At 72.5% G+C, this 18980-nt stretch carries 18 protein-coding genes; 8 read left to right on the top strand and 10 right to left on the bottom strand.

Features of this window, described 5'->3' with window-relative positions; all coding sequences use genetic code 11:
* Positions 1–14: 14 nt before the first annotated feature.
* A complete protein-coding gene (locus Q8W71_RS07220; RefSeq protein ID WP_305524666.1) occupies positions 15–674 on the top strand; it encodes a carboxymuconolactone decarboxylase family protein in 660 nt (219 codons plus the stop codon).
* 38 nt (positions 675–712) lie between these two features.
* Here Q8W71_RS07220 and Q8W71_RS07215 read toward each other — a convergent pair whose 3' ends face one another.
* The gene (locus Q8W71_RS07215; protein ID WP_305524665.1) at positions 713–1708 is read right to left on the bottom strand and encodes a catalase family peroxidase; all 996 of its coding nucleotides are present in this window, start codon (positions 1706–1708) and stop codon (positions 713–715) included.
* A gap of 189 nt (positions 1709–1897) precedes the next feature.
* Positions 1898–3121 carry an MFS transporter gene (locus Q8W71_RS07210; protein ID WP_305524664.1) on the bottom strand — a complete coding sequence of 408 codons (1224 nt, stop codon included), beginning with the start codon at positions 3119–3121 and terminating at the stop codon, positions 1898–1900.
* Positions 3122–3405: 284 nt separating this feature from the next.
* On the opposite strand from Q8W71_RS07210, the gene Q8W71_RS07205 reads away from it, so the two are divergent.
* From Q8W71_RS07205 to Q8W71_RS07195, 3 genes are all read left to right on the top strand, one after another.
* A complete protein-coding gene (locus Q8W71_RS07205) occupies positions 3406–4134 on the top strand; it encodes a DUF2490 domain-containing protein (protein ID WP_305524663.1) in 729 nt (242 codons plus the stop codon).
* 255 nt (positions 4135–4389) lie between these two features.
* Positions 4390–5235 (top strand): hypothetical protein, encoded by an 846-nt coding sequence (locus Q8W71_RS07200; protein WP_305524662.1) that lies wholly within the window; start codon positions 4390–4392, stop codon positions 5233–5235.
* A 112-nt stretch (positions 5236–5347) separates the two neighbouring features.
* Positions 5348–5974: a hypothetical protein gene (locus Q8W71_RS07195; protein WP_305524661.1), complete on the top strand. Its 627-nt coding sequence runs from the start codon at positions 5348–5350 to the stop codon at positions 5972–5974.
* 26 nt (positions 5975–6000) lie between these two features.
* On the opposite strand, the gene Q8W71_RS07190 is transcribed toward Q8W71_RS07195, so the two are convergent.
* Positions 6001–6450 (bottom strand): hypothetical protein, encoded by a 450-nt coding sequence (locus Q8W71_RS07190; RefSeq protein WP_305524660.1) that lies wholly within the window; start codon positions 6448–6450, stop codon positions 6001–6003.
* Between the two features lie 256 nt (positions 6451–6706).
* Between Q8W71_RS07190 and Q8W71_RS07185 the strand changes: the two genes are divergently transcribed.
* On the top strand, positions 6707–7819 hold the full coding sequence (locus tag Q8W71_RS07185; protein WP_370875356.1) for an alpha/beta fold hydrolase: 1113 nt from the start codon (positions 6707–6709) through the stop codon (positions 7817–7819).
* Positions 7820–7922: 103 nt separating this feature from the next.
* On the opposite strand, the gene Q8W71_RS07180 is transcribed toward Q8W71_RS07185, so the two are convergent.
* From Q8W71_RS07180 to ybeY, 4 genes are read right to left on the bottom strand one after another with little or no spacing between them, the layout of a single operon-like run.
* A complete protein-coding gene (locus Q8W71_RS07180; RefSeq protein WP_305524659.1) occupies positions 7923–9101 on the bottom strand; it encodes an MFS transporter in 1179 nt (392 codons plus the stop codon).
* Complete coding sequence (gene lnt / locus Q8W71_RS07175; RefSeq protein ID WP_370875355.1) at positions 9098–10771, bottom strand: apolipoprotein N-acyltransferase; 1674 nt, start codon at positions 10769–10771, stop codon at positions 9098–9100. Before lnt ends, Q8W71_RS07180 begins: the two co-directional genes overlap by 4 nt.
* The gene (locus Q8W71_RS07170) at positions 10768–11961 is read right to left on the bottom strand and encodes a CBS domain-containing protein (RefSeq protein ID WP_305524658.1); all 1194 of its coding nucleotides are present in this window, start codon (positions 11959–11961) and stop codon (positions 10768–10770) included. Before Q8W71_RS07170 ends, lnt begins: the two co-directional genes overlap by 4 nt.
* A 36-nt stretch (positions 11962–11997) precedes the next feature.
* On the bottom strand, positions 11998–12489 hold the full coding sequence (gene ybeY, locus Q8W71_RS07165) for an rRNA maturation RNase YbeY (RefSeq protein WP_305524657.1): 492 nt from the start codon (positions 12487–12489) through the stop codon (positions 11998–12000).
* A 122-nt stretch (positions 12490–12611) separates the two neighbouring features.
* Between ybeY and Q8W71_RS07160 the strand changes: the two genes are divergently transcribed.
* Together Q8W71_RS07160 and Q8W71_RS07155 are read left to right on the top strand one after the other, a co-directional pair.
* Entirely contained in the window at positions 12612–13337 is a 726-nt protein-coding gene (locus tag Q8W71_RS07160; protein WP_305524656.1) for a hypothetical protein, read from the top strand.
* Positions 13334–13798: a hypothetical protein gene (locus tag Q8W71_RS07155; RefSeq protein WP_305524655.1), complete on the top strand. Its 465-nt coding sequence runs from the start codon at positions 13334–13336 to the stop codon at positions 13796–13798. The genes Q8W71_RS07160 and Q8W71_RS07155 overlap by 4 nt, the downstream gene beginning before the upstream one ends.
* A 21-nt stretch (positions 13799–13819) precedes the next feature.
* On the opposite strand, the gene Q8W71_RS07150 is transcribed toward Q8W71_RS07155, so the two are convergent.
* From Q8W71_RS07150 to Q8W71_RS07140, 3 genes are all read right to left on the bottom strand, one after another.
* A complete protein-coding gene (locus Q8W71_RS07150; protein ID WP_305524654.1) occupies positions 13820–14929 on the bottom strand; it encodes a PhoH family protein in 1110 nt (369 codons plus the stop codon).
* 37 nt (positions 14930–14966) lie between these two features.
* Complete coding sequence (gene miaB, locus Q8W71_RS07145; protein WP_305524653.1) at positions 14967–16304, bottom strand: tRNA (N6-isopentenyl adenosine(37)-C2)-methylthiotransferase MiaB; 1338 nt, start codon at positions 16302–16304, stop codon at positions 14967–14969.
* Between the two features lie 112 nt (positions 16305–16416).
* Entirely contained in the window at positions 16417–17415 is a 999-nt protein-coding gene (locus Q8W71_RS07140) for an ABC transporter substrate-binding protein (protein WP_305524652.1), read from the bottom strand.
* 471 nt (positions 17416–17886) lie between these two features.
* Between Q8W71_RS07140 and Q8W71_RS07135 the strand changes: the two genes are divergently transcribed.
* The gene (locus tag Q8W71_RS07135; RefSeq protein ID WP_305524651.1) at positions 17887–18930 is read left to right on the top strand and encodes an IS110 family RNA-guided transposase; all 1044 of its coding nucleotides are present in this window, start codon (positions 17887–17889) and stop codon (positions 18928–18930) included.
* Positions 18931–18980 lie beyond the last annotated feature (50 nt).

Here is an 18980-nt window from a genome sequence, read left to right as displayed (position 1 = left end):
CGGGAGGGATCGACATGGGCTTGGTCAGAGCAGGTTTTACCGCGACCGTGGCCGTCCTGGCGGCGGCCGGCGGCTGGCTGGCCGCGCGGACGCCGCCGGGAGCGGCCGCGGGCGAGCCGCGCTTCCCGCAGCTCACCCTGGAGCAGCTCACCCCCGCCCAGCGGCCGCTCGGCGAGAAGATCCTGAAGATCTCGAGCGTCGGCCTCGCCGGCCCCTACAACCCGATGATCCGCAGCCCCGAGATGGCGCAGCGGATGTACGACCTGCTCGACTACCTGCGCTGGCACACCTCGGTCCCGACCCGGCTGAACGAGTTCGCCATCCTGATCCAGGGCCGGCTCTGGCGCTCGCAGGTCGAGTGGTACGCCCACTACCCGCTGGCGATCAAAGCGGGGCTGTCGGAGCAGGTGGCGGCGGACCTGAAGGCAAACCGGCGGCCCGAGGGCATGAAGCCCGACGAGGCCGCCGTGTACGATTTCTGCATGGAACTCTCGACCCGGCACGCGGTCTCGGACGCGACGTTCGCGCGGGCGAAAGCGGTGCTCGGCGAGCAGGGCGTCGTCGACCTGACGGCGCTGACCGGGACCTACGTGACGGTCGCCATGCTGCTCAGCATGGCCGAGGAGGGCGTGCCGCCGGGCAAGGAGCCGCCGTTCAAGCCCGGCGAGCCCTGACCGGTCGGACGCCCGCGGGTCGCGCCGGCGGCCGCCGCTCAGTTCGCCCGGCGCGACAGCGAGACGGCGTAGGCCGGCGAGCGGATCGCGAACATCGGGTCGTCGGCCGGGCCGGCGATGCCGTCGGGCATGTCCGCCACGGGGTCGAAGGTGGCCGCGTCGCAGGTGGCGTCCGGCTCGATCGCCGCGATCGTGAGCGTGCCGAGGGTCCGGGTCTTCCGGCTCTCCTCCGGCCACGTCGCGGTCGGGTCCGCGGTCGGGTCGCCCGGCTCGGCGAGGATCGCCACGAGGTCGAAGCGCGCCGGGCCCTTGGCCAGCCGCTCCTTCAACTCGTCCGCGTAGAAGCTGTCGGGCTTGGCCTTCAGCTCCTCGTCGGTGAGCGTCGCCTTGTCGGCGGCCACGAACTTCAGCTTGGCGGTGGTCTTCTCGCCCTTGGCGTTGGTCAGGGTGTAGGCGTGCACCGCCCAGTAGTCGGTGCCGGCGAAGCTCGCCGGCACGGGCCGCGCGTTCAGCCACGCCGCCTGGCGGCCGGTCTCGGGGTTCTGCGCCGCGAAGGCCTTGATCTTCTCGGCATCCGGCTTGCCGTCCGGACCGGGCGCGCGCACCTGGAGGAACTCCAGGAGCTGGGCCGGGGTCTTGGTGGAGAACATCGGCGCGGAGATGATCACGAAGGTCATGTCCCCGGCCGGGTCGGCCATCCGCATCGCGAAGCCGCGGGTGACCGGCTTGGCCTTGTCCGAGACCTTCGGGTTGCTGCCGCCCATCGAGAAGCGGGCGGTGACCGGCACCGCCTTGGCGAAGTGCGGCGCCTTGGACAGGGCGGCGGCGTCCGGGGCGGGCGCGAAGCGGCCGGTCAGGCAGACGCCCTTGGCGCCGCTCGCGCGCACCCCCTTGTGGTCGCCGCCGGCGGCGAACTGGGCGGCGACGATGGCGGCGGGATCGGCCTCCTCGGCGGCCCGAGCGGGCGCTGACAGGCAGGCCGCCGCGGCCGTGCCGGCCAGGAGGCCGGCCAGGAGCGTGTGGAAGCGGATCATCGGCGTCGTTCCCCCCGGACGCGGCTGCGTTGTTGCCTGCCGCCGAGAACGACTTTGGATTGTGCGCAACCGTTTTTCAAGAGCGATTCCAAACAGCGGGCGCCGGATGCGCGCCGCGAACGCCGCGCGAGCGCCCGGCGCCGCGTCGCGCTCGCGCGGCGCGCGTCCGCGGACGGCGCCGCCCGCCGGTCAGGCCGGGGCGAGGCGGGCACCCGGCAGGCGGCGGTGCATCAGCCAGAGCACGATCGCCACGTTGAGGGCGTTCCAGGCGAGGCCGTTGACGAAGGCGGCCCGGTAGGAGCCCGTCGCGTCGAAGATCGCCCCGGTGAGCCAGCCGCCCAGCGCCATGCCCGCCAGCGTCGCCATCAGCACGGCGCCGATGCGCGCGCCCGCCTCCGCGGCGGGCAGGTACTCGCGCACGATGATCGCGTAGGCCGGCACGATCCCGCCCTGGAACAGGCCGAACAGCGCCGAGATCACGTAGAGCGCGGTCACGCCGTCGAAGGCGAGGTAGAGCGCCAGCGCCGTCCCCTGGAGCAGCGCGCCGCCGAGCAGCGTGGCGAGCCCGCCGATCCGGTCGGCGATGAAGCCCGAGGCGACCCGGCTGACGATCCCGAAGCCGAGCATCAGCGACAGCATCTGCGCCCCGCGGGCGACGCCGTAGCCGAGGTCGCTGCAATAGGCGACGATGTGCACCTGCGGCATCGCCATCGCCACGCAGCAGGCGATCCCGGCCACCACCAGGAAGCCCTGCACCGCCCCCGGCGACAGCGACAGGGCGGCCCGCTGCCCGGCCGGGCCGCCGGCCGCCGCCCGCGGGGCCCGCCCCCGCATCAGCAGCGTCAGCGGCGGCATGGCCGCGAGGCAGACGAGGCCGATGCCGACCTGCGTGGCGCGCCAGCCGTAGAGCTCGACGGCCCGCTCCACCAGCGGCGGCCAGACGGTGCCCGCGAGGTAGTTGCCGGAGGCGCACACCGCCACCGCGAGCCCGCGGCGGCGGCGGAACCAGAACGAGATGTCGGCCATCAGCGGCCCGAACACGACGGAGCTGCCGAGCGCCCCGACGAGCACCCCGTGCGCGAGGGCGAACTGCCAGATGGAGGTGGCGCGGGCGCTGAGCGCGTAGCCGGCGGCGAGGCAGAGCGTGCCGACGATCAGCGGGCGCACCACCCCGAACCGGTCGGCGAGGCCGCCCATCAGCAGGCCGCCGAGCGCGAAGCCGATCATGGTGAGCGTGTAGGGCAGGGTCGCCGCCGCCCGGTCGACCCCGAACTCGGCCTGCACCGCGGGCAGCACCACGACCACCGACCACATGCCGACGCCGCCGACCGTGCCGAGGGCGGTCGCCGCCGCGAGCCGCCGCCACGCGGCGGGGCCGTCGATCGCCTCGTCTCCGCCGCTCGCCGCGCGCATCGCCGTCTCCCGGGCCCGGTCCGCACCGGCCCGCCGGCGCCCCCGACACGCCCGACCGCGCGCGTTGCTTACACGGACAGACGGTGCGTGTCGTGCCGGGCGCGGGGTGCAGGGCGCGTCTCGGGTGCCCGCGCCGGGCCTCGCGGCGCGCATCCGACTTGACGGGGTATCGCGGACACGCAGAATCGACCCCGGCTCCGGGCGTCGCGCGTGTCGCCGCGCCGGCGCCCCCATGAGGCGCGCCCATGAGGGCCCCCAAGAGGCGCCCCTTTGAGAGGTAGATCGTGAAACGCCGCGCGCGCCCGCTCGCCGCCCCGTGCCTCACTGCCCTGAGCCTCACCGCCCTGTGCCTCACCGCCCTGTGCCTGACGGCACCGGCGGGGCCGGCCGCCGCCGAGGCCGTCCGCCCGGGTCAGCTCTGGCTCAACACGACGGTGTTCGGTTCGCTCGGGGACGCCGCGTTCTTCGCCGAAGTCCAGCCGCGCTTCGGCAACGGCATCTCGCAGCTCGACCAGCTCCTCCTCCGGCCGGCCGTCGGCTGGAAGGTCAATCCGGATCTCACGCTCTACCAGGGTTATGCCCGCATCGAGGACCACGGCCCGCGCGACCGCGTCCGGTTCGAGGACCGCAGCTTCCAGGAGATCAACTGGCAGCTCGGCGTGATCGGCGGCGTGCAGGTCTCCTCGCGCACCCGCTTCGAGCAGCGCTGGCAATCCTACGGACGGGACGTGGGCTTCCGGCTGCGCGAGAACCTGCGCTTTTCCGTGCCGCTGACGGAGGCGAAGAACGGCGTCGCGGCGGTCGCCTCGTCGGAGGTGTTCGTGGCCCTGAACGACACGGATTGGGGCGGCCGCGCCGGTTTCGACCGGGTGCGCACGTTCGTCGGGGTCGCGTTGCCGATCGGCGGGAAGTCCACGTTCGAGATCGGCTACCTGAACCAGACCTTCAGGACGCCGGCCAACGGGTTCGACATGGACCACATCCTGGCCCTGAACGTGCTCGTGCGGAACTGAAGGCAATGCCTGATGCGGCTGGCCCTGAAGGGGGCTGTTCTCGACCCTTCCGAGCCATTCTCACTCCCGACGTCCTCGCCTGAAAGCTGCCATTGGCCGTTCAAGGTGTGAGAGATCCGCCTATCAGGAGCGTGAGCACGATCGGCGAGGTGGGTTTCCGTCGGCAGCCGGATGCGCTTCATTGGCGCGCATGCGATCCGGCCTGTGGGTGACGGCGGCGACAGATTCTTGGGGCGTGTGTTTGGGGCAGGTGTCTTGAAGGCCTACGACATCGAGATCCTGTTGCGTCCCGTCCAACGCGAGGTCGACCCGCACGGCTGGGTGTTCGGCCTGCCGCCCGGCATCGCCTCGCACGAATGGCCGCTCGATCCCAACAGCGGCTATCCCCTGATGCACGGGTTCACGCTGCTGCTGCCGGAGGACCATCGCGTTTTCGGCCCAGACATCGTCGGCTTCAGCTTTTTCGGCGCCGCGTTCGACCACTGCGACGGCTCGCCCTTCATCGTGGACGGCGCACGCGCTCTGGTGGACGCGGCGCCGACCCATCCCCGTCTTCACCGCATGCAGGACATCCTGGACCAGGCGTATGCCCTGATCATGCACACGCAGGACTCGTTCGACGGGCCGCTCTCGACGCCCCCCGAGCCGTTGATCGAGACGTCGCACACGCCCCTCTGGCTGAGCAGAGGCGCGGCCGCGACCTACTGGAAGATGAGCAGCATGGGCACCGACAGGTCCGGCGACTTCCTCTGGAGAACGCTCGGAGGACCACCGGCCGCCGAACTCGGCTACACACGAGCCATCCGCTGGCGGCCGCGCGAGAACGATCCCAATGCCGGACGTGCGTTCGGCCCGCCGGGTACGCCGGTCGGCGAAGGCTACCGGCCCTACTGCCGCCTGGAGAACGATGAGCGTTTCGGCGAGGTCCACGAGTGGACGGAAGGCTTCCTGAATGAACACATCGGCGGCACGGCGTGGTCGGTGGATCACCATCCGGACCCCAGCCCGTACTACGTCGAGTTCGGCGATCACTTCGGAGGGTTCAACTTCGCTATCCGCAATGGGCGGCTCGACCTAGGGAAGATGTGCCTTGACTGGTGACGCCTAGGTCGCGCGAGGGCTTCCGACCCTTCTACGACATTCGACGTTCACCGAGGACAACCCCGAAGCGGACGCTGATCGGGCAGGAGCGCGCATGGGATATGCACAAGAGATGGCGGACCGGATGCCGCCGAGCATGGTGCTCCCGTTCGAGTTCCACGCTCTGTTCGACTGGATGGAGGCCAACGGTTTCCTCATGCCGAGCGAAGCCTATCCTGGTGACAGGTTGGGCCTGCTGGGCACGGAGGACGATGTGCAGTCGGATCGCGTCACGGCGATCCTCTTTCGGGTCGCCACGGGCGAACAGGCACGCTCCAATGGCAGGGATTGGTTCGGCGAGATCGTTCCGAACATCGAAGAGCGTCTCGTCCCCTTCGCCCGAACGGGCGGCGACGGCTCCTGCGCGGCGTTCTGGCTCGATGACGAAGGCTGCCAGCAAATCGTGCATCTCGGCTCGGAGGGGCTCGTCTGCCGTCTTGGTCGAACGCCGCTCGACTTCCTGCGCCTTCTCGCCATCGGCTACGAGGAGATCAGCGGGGACGGCCTGGGCGCACCGGGCGAACCGCCCCGCGACACCTTGCGCAACGAAGCCTACAGGGCTTGGCTCGCCGAGCGATTCGCGGTCCCGGTCCCCCGTACGGCGGCGGAGATCCTGGGCGAGGTTCCCGACGCGCTTGCCGAGACTTCGAGCGATCCGTTCTGGCGCTGGGTGCGCGAGCAGCAGGACGGGGCGGCGTGAGACGCGACCTGCCGCGCGAATCGTGGCTACGGGCGGTCGTCGGTTTGCAGGGGCGGCGCCGTGCGCACGGCATAGCTGCTGTCGGTTTCCTCGAACGTGAACCACCGGATCAGGAGACGGCCGTCGGGATAGGCGACATGGAAGTGCCAGTCGTGCTCGATCCCGGGAGCGGCGTCCCAGGCGACCGTCAGGCCATGCTGCCGCGCCAAGGCCGGGAAGACCGTCGTATCCAGGCTCTCGCGGTACAGCACGATGTCGAGAACGACGCGGAACTCGCTCTCCGCTTCCAACCGGTGGGCGCGCACCCAGCCGCTGCCGCCCCAGGCGGCTTCCTGCGCCTCGAACGTGGACGCATCCGTCAGCGCCGCGGCTGTGGGAAGGGCGAGCGCCCGTGCCACCAGAGCGGCGATCTCCGCATCCGCGCCCGAGCCGTCCACGAAGACGTTGCAGCCGGTGATGGCTCCTTCGTCCGCCATGGAGGCATCCTTCGAGGCCGGGCGGTGCGGCGTCAAGCGACGGGGTCTGCCCGGCAGGGCTCCGAACCCGGGTTAACGCCGGGCCACCTCGGTTGCGATCCACCACCACCGTCATTCCGGGGCCGCACGGGCGGACCGCCGTCGCACGGCGCTTGCATCGGCCGGGTTCCGGGGCCGAGCGCGGCTGGACCGGGTATGACAATCCGGGCGCGCCGGCGTAGGACCGGCCGCCCCGCCGGAGCCGATCCGGCGGCGCGTGCCGACGACGAAACCCGCGTCCCGCGCGGTCGCGACGCGATCGCGCGGCTCCACGGAGGCCGCCCTGTTCCCGCTCGTCCCGAACCGCAAGGTGCGCCGCCTCGCCCGCCGCAGCGCCGCCCAGGCCGGCCGGACCCTCAAAGCCGCCGCGCGGGCGGCGGAGACGGCGATGCGGCAGACCGCGAAGGCCGCCCTGGCCGCGTCCCGCGCGGCGGAGCCGCGGCCGGCTCGGACCGAGCGGGCGCCCGCCGGGCGGTTCGTGACCGTCGACGGGCTGCGGGTGCACGTGATCGTGCGCGGGCGCGGGCGGCCGGTGGTGCTGATCCACGGCAACGGCACGATGGCCGAGGACTACGCGATCTGCGGCCTGATCGACCGCCTCGCCGAGCGCTACCGGGTGATCGCCCTCGACCGGCCGGGCTTCGGCCGCACCGACCGGCCGCGCCTGCGCGCCTGGACCGCCGCGGCGCAGGCGGCGCTGGTCGGCCGGGTGCTCGACGCCCTGAACGTCGAGCGGCCCCTCGTCCTCGGCCATTCCTGGGGCACGCTGGTGGCGCTCGCCCTGGCCGCGGAGGGCCGGCGCGACCTGCGCGGCCTCGTGCTGCTGGCGGGCTACTACTTCCCGCAGCTCCGCGCCGACGTGACGCTGGCCAAGCCGTTCGCCGTGCCGATCCTCGGCGACGCGGCCCGGGCGGCGGTGCCGGGGCCGGTGAACCGGGCGCTCGCCGAGCAGTCGTTCCGGCAGGTCTTCCGGCCGCAGCCGGTCCCGGCGCGCTTCACCGCGCGGTTTCCCGTCGAGATCGCGGCGGCGCCGACCCAGTTGCGCGCCGTGGCCGAGGACGCCGCGGCGCTGAACGCGACGGCGGCGTGGCTCCAGACCGTCTATCCCCGCCTGACGCTGCCGGTCGAGATCCTGACCGGCGACGCCGACGGAATCGTCGACCCGGCGGCGCAGTCGATGCGCCTGCACGCGGCTCTGCCCGGCAGTCGCCTGACCGTCCTGCCGGGCCTCGGCCACATGATCCATTACGGCGGCCGCGCGAAGGTCGAGCGGGCGGTCGACCGGCTGATGGCGCCGCCCACGGGGCGGGGCGGGCGCGGGGCCGCCTGAACGGCGTCGGGGACATCGCCGCGGGGTCTGCCGGGCGCCGCCGGACGCGGCGCGCGACGCTCCGCACCGTTCACGCCGACGGACGCAAACGGGTCGGTCGGAATCAATCCCGCCGGGCGGCCGAGACGGTGCGGGCGCGCCCGGCCGGCAGGCCGGCGACGACCGCCGCGGCGGTGATGCCGACGAACAGCAGCCCGGCCAAGCCCCAGCCGTCGGTCGCCTCGTGGGCGAGGCCGAAGGCCAGCGGGCCGAGGCTCGCGAAGAAGTAGCCGATGCCCTGCGCCATCGCCGAGAGGCCCGCCGCGCTCGCGGCGTCGGCGGCGCGCAGGACGATGAGGGACAGCGCCAGCCCGAAGCACCCGCCGACGCCGAAGCCCAGGGCGCAGGCCGCCGGGATCCGCAGGGTTTCCGAGCCGAAGGCGAGGACCAGGAAGGCGGCGGCCGTCAGCGCCGGGATGCCGACCACCCAGCGGCGCTGGTCGCGGGCGCGGGCGGCGAGCGTGGCGGTGATCAGCGCGCCGGGCGCTTGGTTCAGGGTGACCAGCGAGGCGTAGAGGCCGGCATCGAGGGCCGGGAGGCCGCGCCCCTGGAGCAGCAGCGGCAGCCAGCCGAACAGGATGTAGGCCAGCGACGATTGCAGCCCCATGAAGGCGGTGACCCACCACGCCAGCGGGTCGCGCAGCAGCCGGCCGGCCTCCGGCGCCCGGGCCGGACCGCCGCGCCGCGCGTAGGGCGCCCAGGCCAGCGCCGCCACGAGGGCGGGCAGCGCCCATACCGCGAGCGCCGCCGGCCAGCCGCCGACCGCGTGCTCCACCGGCACCGCCGCCCCGGCGCCCGCCGCCGCGCCGAGGCACAGGGTCATGGTGTAGAGCCCGGTCATCGGGCCGCTGCTGCGGGCGAAGTCGCGCTTGACCAGCGCCGGCAGGAGCACGTTGGCGAAGCCGATCCCCACCGCCGCCAGGGCGCTGCCGAGGAACAGGGGCCAGAGGCCGCCGAGGCCGCGCAACCCCAGGCCCGCGGCGACGATCACCATCCCGGCGAGCACCCCGAGATCGGGTCCGAGCCGCCGGATCACCCAGCCGACCAGGGCGCAGGCGAGCCCGAGGCAGATCACCGGCAGGGTGGTGAGCGCCGCCGCCCCCGCCGCCGAGAGCCCGGTCGTCTCCCGGATCTGGCCGAGCAGCGGCCCGACCGTGCTCAGCGCCGGACGCAGGTTGAACGCGACCAGCATCAGCGCGAGCCCGAGCACCAGCCGGCCCGGGGCGGCCCTGCCGCCGGTCACGCCGGCCGCCGGCCGACGACGGCGCCGCCGAGGCAGGCGGCGAGCATCAGCACGAAGGCCGCGTCCCCGAACTGGCCGTAGAGCGTGCCGCCGACGATCCGGGCCGGGAGGTCGGCGTCGAGCCACGTCTCGGTGTCGAGGGGGGTGCGGGCGGTGATCCGCCCGTGCGGGTCGATCACCGCCGAGATCCCGGTGTTGGCGTCGCGCACCAGCGGCAGCCCCTCCTCGACGGCGCGCAGCCGCGCCTGGGCGAGGTGCTGGCGGGGCCCCGGCGTGTCGCCGAACCACGCGTCGTTGGTGACGTTCAGGATCAGGCCCGGCGGGTCGGCGGAAGGGGCGGCCCGCCCAGCCGGCAGGATCGCCCCCGGGAAGATCGCCTCGTAGCAGATGGTCGCCGCCACCGGCGGCAGGCCGGGCACGGCGAGGATGCGCTGGCCGGCGAGCGATCCGGCGGAGAAGCCGCCGGGGATCGCCACGAACTGGCGCAGGCCGAGCGCCCGCAGGATCCCGTCGAGCGGCCCCGGCAGGTACTCGCCGAACGGGACGAGGTGGACCTTGTCGTAGGTGTCGGTGATCGTCCCGTCCGCCCCGATCACCATCACCGCGTTGAAGATCCGCGGCCGCTCGCCCGGCAGGGCCGCGTCGGCGCGGGCGGCGCCGGTGACGAGGTGCTGGCCCGGCGCCAGCCCGGCGGCGATCCTGGCGAGCGCGTCCGGATCGCGCTGGATCAGGAACGGGAAGGCCGATTCCGGCCAGACGATGTGGGTCGGCTCCGGCTCGCCGGAGGCGGGCGGGCGCCGGCTCAGCTCGATGTAGCGGTCGACGATGTCCTCCCGGTTCTCCGGGCGGAACTTGGCGTCCTGGGGCAGGTTCGGCTGCACGAGCCGCAGGCGCACCCCCGTCACCGACAGGTCGGCGGGCCCGAGCCGCTCGGCGCCGTAGAGGGCGAGGGCGGCGAGCAGGATCGCCGCCGCGGCGCTCGGCCCGTAGCGCTCGCGCGGGACGCGGCCGGTGGCGAGCGTCGCGGGCGCCGCGCAGACCAGCACCGCCAGCACCGTCAGGCCGTAGAGCCCGATCGCCGCCGCGATCTGCATCAGCCAGAGGTTCTGGCCGAGCGCGAGGCCCAGCGCGTTCCAGGGGAAGCCGGTGAACAGGTGCCCGCGCAGCCACTCGGCACCGCCGATCCCGAAGGCGAGCGCCGCGATCCGGGCCGGCCCCCGGCTCCACAGCAGGCCGGCAGCGGAGAACCCCGCGCCGTAGAACAGGCCGAGGCCGAAGGGCAGGCCGATCACGCCGAGCGGCAGCGCCCACAGGAACTCGTCCGCCTCCACGAGGAAGGCGGAGCCGAGCCACCACAGCCCGGCGGTGAGGTAGCCGAAGCCCCAGGCCCAGCCGACGAGGAAGCACGGCCAGGCGCGCCGCGCCGCGCTCCGGTCCGCGGCGGCGCCGTCGATGAGCCACACGGCGACCGTCAGCGCGACGGCCAGCGCCGGCAGCCATCCGTAGGGCGGCATCGCCAGGGCGCCGAGCGCGCCCGCGACCCACGCGAGGCCGAGCCGGCGCCAGCCGGTCAGGCGCGCGACCCGCGCGGCGAGGCGGGGCAGGGGGCCGCGCGGCGCCGTCTCCGGCACCGCGGCGGCACGGGCGAACCCCGAGGCCAGTGCGGTCACGGGCGCGGCGTCTCGGCGACCGGCGGGCTCGCGGGCGGGGGGAGCGCCAGGGGCACCACCGCGGTGATGCGGGCGGCGCCCTTGTGGAAGCGCAGGCGCTTCAGGCGGCGGGGATCGGCGTCGAGCACCTCGAATTCCAGGTCGCCCGGCCCGGCGATCAGCTCGCCGCGGGACGGGACCCGGCCGGCCAGCGTGACGATCATGCCGCCGAGCGTGTCGATCTCCTCGGCCATCTCGCCGACGGCGGCGGCGAGGTCGACGCCGGTCGCCTCCGAGACCTCGGCGAGCGGCGTGCGGGCATCGGCCACGAACACCTCGCCCTCGCCCTCGACGCGCTGGACGTGCTTGTCCTCGGCGACATCGTGCTCGTCCTCGATGTCGCCGACCACGACCTCGATCAGGTCCTCGATCGAGATCAGGCCGTCGGTGCCGCCGTACTCGTCGATGACGAGGGCCATGTGCGTGCGCGTCGCCTGCATCCGCACCATCAGGTCGATGGCCGGCATGGAGGGCGGCACGAACAGGACCGGGCGCTGGATGCGCGCGGCCACCAGCGTGGTGGTGAGATCGACCTTGCCGAGATCGAGGCCGCGGGGCAGGCGCGCGGCGGCGCGGCGCGCGCGGGTTCCCGCCCCGTCGGCCGCGGCGCCGGCCTGCCCGTCGAGCGGCCCGGCTTCGGGCGTCTTCGCTTCGGACGATCGGGCCTCGGCCGATCGGACCTCGGCCGGCTTGGCCGCACCGTTGACCGGCCGGCGGGGGGCCGCCTCCGCGCGGGCGGCGATGTGGTCGACGAGGTCGCGGATGTGGACCATGCCGCGGGGATCATCCAGCGTCTCGCCGTAGACCGGCAGGCGGGAATGGCCGGCGGCGCGGAACTGCTTGAGCAGGTCGCCGAGGGAGATGTGGTGGGAGACGGCGACGATGTCGGCCCGCGGCACCATCACGTCGTCGACGCGCACCTTGTGCAGGCCGAGCACGTTCTTGAGCATCGCCCGCTCGAGCGGCGAGAGCGCGTCCTCGCCCGCGTCGGGCTCCGCCAGGGCCTCTTCCAGCCCCTCGCGCAGGGTCTCCCGCGGCTTCAGGTGCAGGGCCTGGAGGAGGCGGTCGTACCAGGGCTCGCGCGGCGGCGCCTCGCCCTCGGCCATACCGGACGCGGCCTGGGCCGCGCCGCGACTTCGATCGTTGGTCATGTCTCTCTGTTCTGGGGAAGAAGAGTGTCGCGCCGTTCAGGGACCGTCCACGTAGGGATCGGGGATGCCGAGCGTCGCGAGAGCCGCGACCTCAAGGGCTTCCATCGCGTCGGCCTCGGCCTCGCCGGTCTCGTGGTCCTGTCCGAGAAGGTGCAGCGTCCCATGGACGAGGAGGTGCGCGAGGTGATTCTGAAGCGGCTTCGACTGCTCGGCACTCTCGCGCACCAGCGTCTCATAGGCAAGGACCACGTCGCCGAGCGGCGTCGCGGCCTCCGCATGACGCGGCTGGGCGGCGGCGGGGAAGGACAGCACGTTGGTCGGCTTGTCCTGGCCGCGCCACGTGCGGTTGAGGTCCTGCACGGTCGCGTCGTCGGCGAGCAGCACGCTGATCTCGACCGGCCCCTCCGGCGCGTCGGGCGCCGCGGCGAGGCCGGCCTCGACGGCGCGGGTCACCAGGGCTTCGAGGTCCGGCACGGCTTCTTCCCACTGCGCGTCTTCAACGGCGATGTCGATCTCGTTGTCGGCCATGGCGGTGAGAGCAGCCTTCCGTCATCGGCCCGGTTCACTCCGGGCTCTGCCGAGGCATCTTTCAGATCCTCTATCACGTTTCGTGACGACCTGCGGTGCAAAATGCGGTAAGGCGCGCGGCCATGAGCGATCAGCAGCCTCTCCACCTCGATACAGAGAGGCTCAAGCGCGTCGTGGAGGTGCTGCGGACGCTCGGCGCGGCCGCCAACGAGGCCGATTGCCGCTTCGAGATCGAGAACGACGACGCCTCAAGGGAGGCTGCGGAGGACGCTCTGCGTGAAGCGGGATACGATGGGGGCCGCCTGGGCCTGTCGAGACTCGATAATCCTCAGGATGAAGCCGACATCGTGATCTTCGATCAGGATCGCTTCGAGAGTTCTATGCACGCTGAACAAGCGTGGCGACGAAGCTATCACGAGCGATGGCACGATCGCGTCGAACGACGCGTCGATGACTGGCTCGGAAGGCTGAACCGCCTGCGCTCCCAGATGCAGGAATGGGCGACGTCGTCCGATCTTCCCGAGCTGACCGTCGAAGACAAGCCACCGGCGATCATGTCGGAGGAATTGATGCGCCGCTTCGATGTCGGCGCGCAGCAGATGCCTGTCTTCGAATTCCGGGCCGGTCCGAAGCGGGTGATGCGGTTCCAACCCAAAGGATTATGGGTCATCGGCGCCAATGGCCGGATCGATCTGATCACGCGATCGGCGGCGCCCATTCTGGTCGATCGGTCCGAACCGTTGTCGCAATCGAGCGATTGGCAGCTCTATGATCCGAACGCCGGGCACCAGTCCACGCCTCTGACGGCCGACTCGTTCAGGGCCTTGCTGCGCGCCAGCCTGCAATGAGCATCTTCCTGGAGATCGCCGATCAGTATGCGCTGGCCGACACGGCGTTCGCGGACGCGGAGCGGACCGCATTCCAGGCCGACGACGACGCTGCATTCGATCGCGCTGCACAGGCGAGGCAGCGCAACGATCAAGCCTATTTCCTCTATCTGTTCACCCGCTACGAGGCTGCGGTGAATGCGGCCATCGACACCCTGCTCAGGGGACGTGCCGACCCGTCCGCATCCTGGGCGGACAGGCGCGTCTGGCAGGCTTGGTCCCGCCTGCCCGTGCGCGACATTCCTCTCCTGTCCAAAGTCGAGGTGCTGACCGATAAGGGACGCGGGGATTATGCAACGTCGAAGCAATATTACGAAGGGCGGAATGCGATCGCGCACGGTGCGATCTGGGAAGCGCAATTCTTCGTTCCGGATGTCGCCCGGACGATGCACCATCTGGCGAACCGCTTCGTCACGACCTGAACCGCAGGATGCTCGGTCTCTTCACGCCAGCGGCCGGCGCCGCGGGTTCGGGTTGCGGTCGGCCTCCGCCTCGCTGTGCGAGGCGCGCTCGTAGGCCGTGACGATGCGGCGGACGAGGTCGTGGCGCACCACGTCCACGTCCTTGAAGGTCACCCGGCCGATGCCCTCGACGCCGTCGAGCACGTTCACCGCCTCGACGAGGCCGGACTTCTGGCCCGGCGGCAGGTCGATCTGGGACGGGTCGCCGGTGACGATCATCCGCGAGCCTTCGCCGAGGCGGGTGAGGAACATCTTCATCTGCATCGAGGTGGTGTTCTGCGCCTCGTCGAGCAGCACCACCGCGTTGGTCAGCGTGCGCCCGCGCATGAAGGCCAGCGGCGCGATCTCGATCACCCCGGTCTGGAGGCCGCGGTCGACGTGGCGCGCCTCCATGAAGTCGTAGAGGGCGTCGTAGATCGGCCGGAGATAGGGATCGACCTTCTCGCGCATGTCGCCGGGCAGGAAGCCCAGCCGCTCGCCGGCCTCGACCGCCGGGCGCGACAGAATCAGCCGCTCGGCGTGGCCCTGCTCCAGCAACGACACCGCGTGGCCCACCGCGAGCCAGGTCTTGCCGGTGCCGGCCGGCCCCTCGGCGAAGACCAGCTCGTTGGTGCGCAGGGCCTTGATGTAGGTGTCCTGCGCGGCGTTGCGGGCCCGCACCGCGCCGCGGCGGCGGGTGGCGATCTGCTCGAAATGCGGCGTGTCCGCCTCGGCCGAGACCTCGGCTGCCGGGAACAGGTTGGCCTGGGCGGTCGATTCGCGAATCGCCCCGTCCACGTCGCCGATCGTCAGGGCGCTGCCGCCGCCGCGCACCCGGGCGTAGAGCTTCTGGAAGACGCGCCGGGCCTTCTCGGCCGCGTCGGGCGAGCCCTTGATCACGAGGTGGTTGCCGAGTGCGGTCGCGGTCACGTCGAGCCGGCGCTCGATATGGGCGACGTTCTGGTCGTACTGGCCGAAGACGAGGCTGGCGAGGCGGTTGTCGTCGAAGGTCAGCGGCACCTCGACCGCCTCGTCCGGCCCGATCCGCCCTGCGGCCGGTCCCCGTCCCTTCAGGGCGCCGCCGCGTCCGCCCCCGCCGTCCGCGACACTCAAGCCCGCATCCCCGCCATCCCAGACCTCGCCGATCCCCTCACGCCGCCGCGGCCTCCGGGAGGAGGGCGCCGAACAGGCTGTTGGCGCCGGCCTCGGTGATCCGGACCGGCACGACCTGCCCGATATGGTGCGCGGGCGCGTCGAACTGGACGGCCAGCAGATGCGGCGTCTTGCCCGCGACCTGCCCCGGGTGCCGTCCGCGCTTCTCCACCAGCACGTCGAAGACCTGCCCCACCGCCGCCCGCTGATAGGCGTGGCGCCGCGCGTCGAGCAGCCCCTGAAGCTCGGCGAGCCGGGCGGACATGACGGATTCCGGCACCCCGTCGGCGCGCTCGGCCGCGGGCGTGCCGGGGCGGGGGCTGTACTTGAACGAGAAGGCGCTCTCGAAGCCGATGTCGCGCACGAGCCGCAGGGTCTCGGCGAAGTCCGCGTCGGTCTCACCGGGGAAGCCGACGATGAAGTCCGAGGACAGGGCGATGTCGGGGCGCGCCGCGCGCACCTGGTCGATCAGGCGCCGGTAGGCGTCGGCCGTGTGCCGCCGGTTCATCGCCGCGAGGATCCGGTCCGAGCCCGACTGCACCGGCAGGTGCAGGTAGGGCATCAAGGCCGGCACCTCGGCGTGCGCCCGGACCAGGGCGTCGTCGAAGTCGTTCGGGTGGCTCGTTGTGTAGCGGATCCGGGCGATGCCGGGGATCGCGGCCACCGCCCGGACGAGGTCGGCGAGGCCGGTCGCCGCGCCGTCCGCGCCCGCGCCGTGATAGGCGTTGACGTTCTGGCCGATCAGCGTGACCTCGCGGACCCCGCCGGCGGCCAGCTTCCCGGCCTCGGCCAGCACGGCGGCCACCGGGCGCGAGACCTCGGCGCCGCGGGTGTAGGGCACCACGCAGAACGCGCAGAACTTGTCGCAACCCTCCTGCACGGTGAGGAAGGCGCTGGCGCCCAGGCCGCGCCGGGCCGGCAGGTGGTCGAACTTGTCCTCGACCGGGAACTCGGTGTCGACCACCCGTCGCTCGCGCGAGCGGGCCAGCAACTCCGGCAGGCGGTGATAGCTCTGCGGGCCGACCACCACGTCGACGGCGGGCTGTCGGGCCTGGATCTCGGCGCCCTCGGCCTGCGCGACGCAGCCCGCCACGACGATCCGGGTGTCCAGCCCGCGGGCCTTGCGCTCGCCCTTCAGCACCCGCAGCCGGCCGAGCTCGGAATAGACCTTCTCGGCCGCCTTCTCGCGGATGTGGCAGGTGTTGAGCACCACCACGTCGGCCTCCTCCACCGAGTCGGTAGCTGAGAACCCCTCCGCGCCCAGCACGTCGGCCATGCGGGCCGCGTCGTAGGCGTTCATCTGGCAGCCGTAGGACTTGACGTAGGCCTTCTTCAACGCACCCGGTCCCGGTCTCCATCCGCTCGCAAAGCGGGTCCGCCGGCCCCGGATCCGGAGCCGGCGCGAGCCCTTAGCACGGTTTGGCCGCGCCGTCGCGGCGCCCCGGACGTCAGGTGCCGGGCAGGTCGTGGACCGCCGGGAAGAAGTAGTCCTTCCAGCCCTTCGGCTTGGTCTTCATCAGGCCGGAGCGGGCGAACAGGTCGGCCACCTTCTCGGTGTTGTAGGGGGTGGTGGAGTAGACCACGCCCGGGGCGGTGATCATCGCCGTCAGCTCCTCGGGGGTGAACTTTTCCTTGGTGCTGGCGAGGTAAAGTTCCGAGGCCTTGCGCGGGTCGGTCTTGATGAGCTGGATCGCCTCCTCCAGCGCGGCGCGGAAGGCGGCCATGGTCTTCGGGTTGGCGTCGCTGAACTTGCGGGTCGAGAACACCACGCCGTTCGAGAGCGGACCGCCGACCACGTCGGCCGAGTCGAGCACCTTGTGCACCCGGGGATCGGCCAGCTCCTGGTTCAGGTAGGGCGGCAGCGAGAAGTGGCTGTTGATCTCGTGGTTGGGGCTCAGCACCGCAGCGGTGGCGTCGGGATGGCCGAGCTGCACGGTGAGCGGGTCGAGCTTGTCGCGGCCGGCATCCCCGAAGGTCTTCTCGGCGGCGAGCTTGAGGGCGGTCGCCTGCATCGACACCTTCAGTGTCGGCACCGCGATCCGGTCCTTCTCGGTGAAGTCGGCGATGGTCTTCACCGCCGGGTTGCGGGTGACGAGCACCATCGGGATCGCCGAGGCGCCCGCGACGCCCTTCACCTCGCCCTTGGTGCGGTCCCACAGCAGCAGCAGGTTCGAGCAGCCGCTGGTGACCATGTCGATGTTGCCGGCGAGCAGGGCGTCGGTGGAGGCGCCGCCGCTGTTCATGGTGGTCCACGTGACCTTCAGCGGCCCGAGCCCGGCGGCCTCGGCCTGCTTCTCCAGCAGCTTGGCCTCCTGCATCACCACGAGCGGCAGGTAGACGATGCTCGGCTGGCGGGTGATGCGCACCTCGTTCACCTCGGCGCGCAGGGCGCTCAGGCCGCCGAGCAGCACGGCACCGGCCAGGGCGGCCGCCCTCAACATCCGCATGGTGTCTCCTCCCGTATTCGGCCTGATTTTGTGGATCCCCGCCCCGAACGCGAATCGGGCGGGCTCCGCGGCCACGACGACACTCGTCGCATACGGGGTTCGACGGCGGCAAGAGGCCGTTCACGGGCCTGTGAGGTTGCGCCGCCGGGCTGACACGGTTTCCGGTTCGATGGTTCGGGATCGCCGCTCTGCCGACTTCGCGAGCGGAGCGAAGCAATCCAGGGGCGCCACCGTCTCAAACCGCGCGCAGCCCTGGGTCGTACGTCATCTCCATCGGTTTGCCGGTTGACCGGTCGGACCGATGATGGAGGGCGGCCGGCGAGATCGCTCCTGGGTGGACCGCGAGGTCGCAAGCAATCTGGATCCGCCGGCCGTCCCTCCGCGGTCTTGAGCACGAACGGTAGAGCGGGAGCAGCCCGAGCCTACGATCCGGTGCCAGAGGACCTCGCCTCTCTCGCGAAAGGTCTCGCCATGGTAGCCTCCGTCCAGCCCAGCGCAACGTCCCGCGCCGGAACGTCCCCCGCCACGCCCTTCCCCACGCCCTTCCCCACGCCGCCTGCTCCGTCCCCCGCTCCCTCGCCTGCGGCCCGCTTCGTCGGCGCCGACGTGTCCAAGGCCTGGGTCGATCTCGCCGACACCACCGGCCGCAGCCTGCGCACCGCCAACACCCCCGAGGCCCTGGCGGCGGCGTTCGCCGGCCCCTGGGCGCCCGCCGCCTGCGCCGCCCTCGCCTACGAGCCCACCGGCGGCTACGAGCGCCCGCTGCTGGCCGCCGCCCAGAGCCTCGGTCTGCCGATCCGCCGCCTCCACCCCAACCGCGCCCGCGCGTTCGCCCGCGCCACGGGCCGGCTGGCCAAGACCGACCGGATCGACGCCGCCGTCCTGGCGGGGCTGGCCGCCTTCACCGCAGACGAGGCCGCCGTGCCCCCGCCCAGCCCGGCCCAGCGCGCCCTGGCCGAGCTGATGGCCCGCCTCACCCAGCTCAAGGACCAGCGCCACGCCGAGCGCTGCCGGGCCGAGCGCGCCGAGAGCCCGGCCGTGCGCGCCTCGATCGCGGCCTGCCTCGCCGTGATCGAGGCGCAGATCGCCGCGATGACCCAAGCCCTCGACGCCGCCATCGCCGCCGACGCCGACCTCGCCCGCAAGGCCGCCCTGCTGCGCTCGTGCAAGGGCGTCGGCCCGCGCGCCTGTCAGGCCGTCCTCGCCTGGCTGCCCGAGATCGGCACCCTCAACCGCCGCACCGTCGCCGCCCTCGTGGGCGTCGCCCCCATCACCCGCCACAGCGGCTCGGCCCTGCGCGCCGCCGCCATCGCCGGCGGCCGCAAGCCCCTGCGCGACGTGCTGTTCATGGCAGCGCTGACCGCAAGCCGCCACAACCCCACCTTCACGGCCGTCTACGACCGCCTGCGCGCCGACGGCAAACCCCACAAGCTCGCCCTCATCGCCGTCCTGCGGAAGCTCGTCACCGTCCTCAACGCGATGATCCGAGCCGGAAAGCCCTTCAAACCCGCTTGACCCGAGACACGGTAGATCGCTTCGCCTGCGGCTCGCGATGACGGCGCGGG

This window comes from Methylobacterium amylolyticum (assembly GCF_030700245.1).
GTDB lineage: Bacteria > Pseudomonadota > Alphaproteobacteria > Rhizobiales > Beijerinckiaceae > Methylobacterium.
This window is presented reverse-complemented; position numbering and strand designations above follow the sequence as displayed.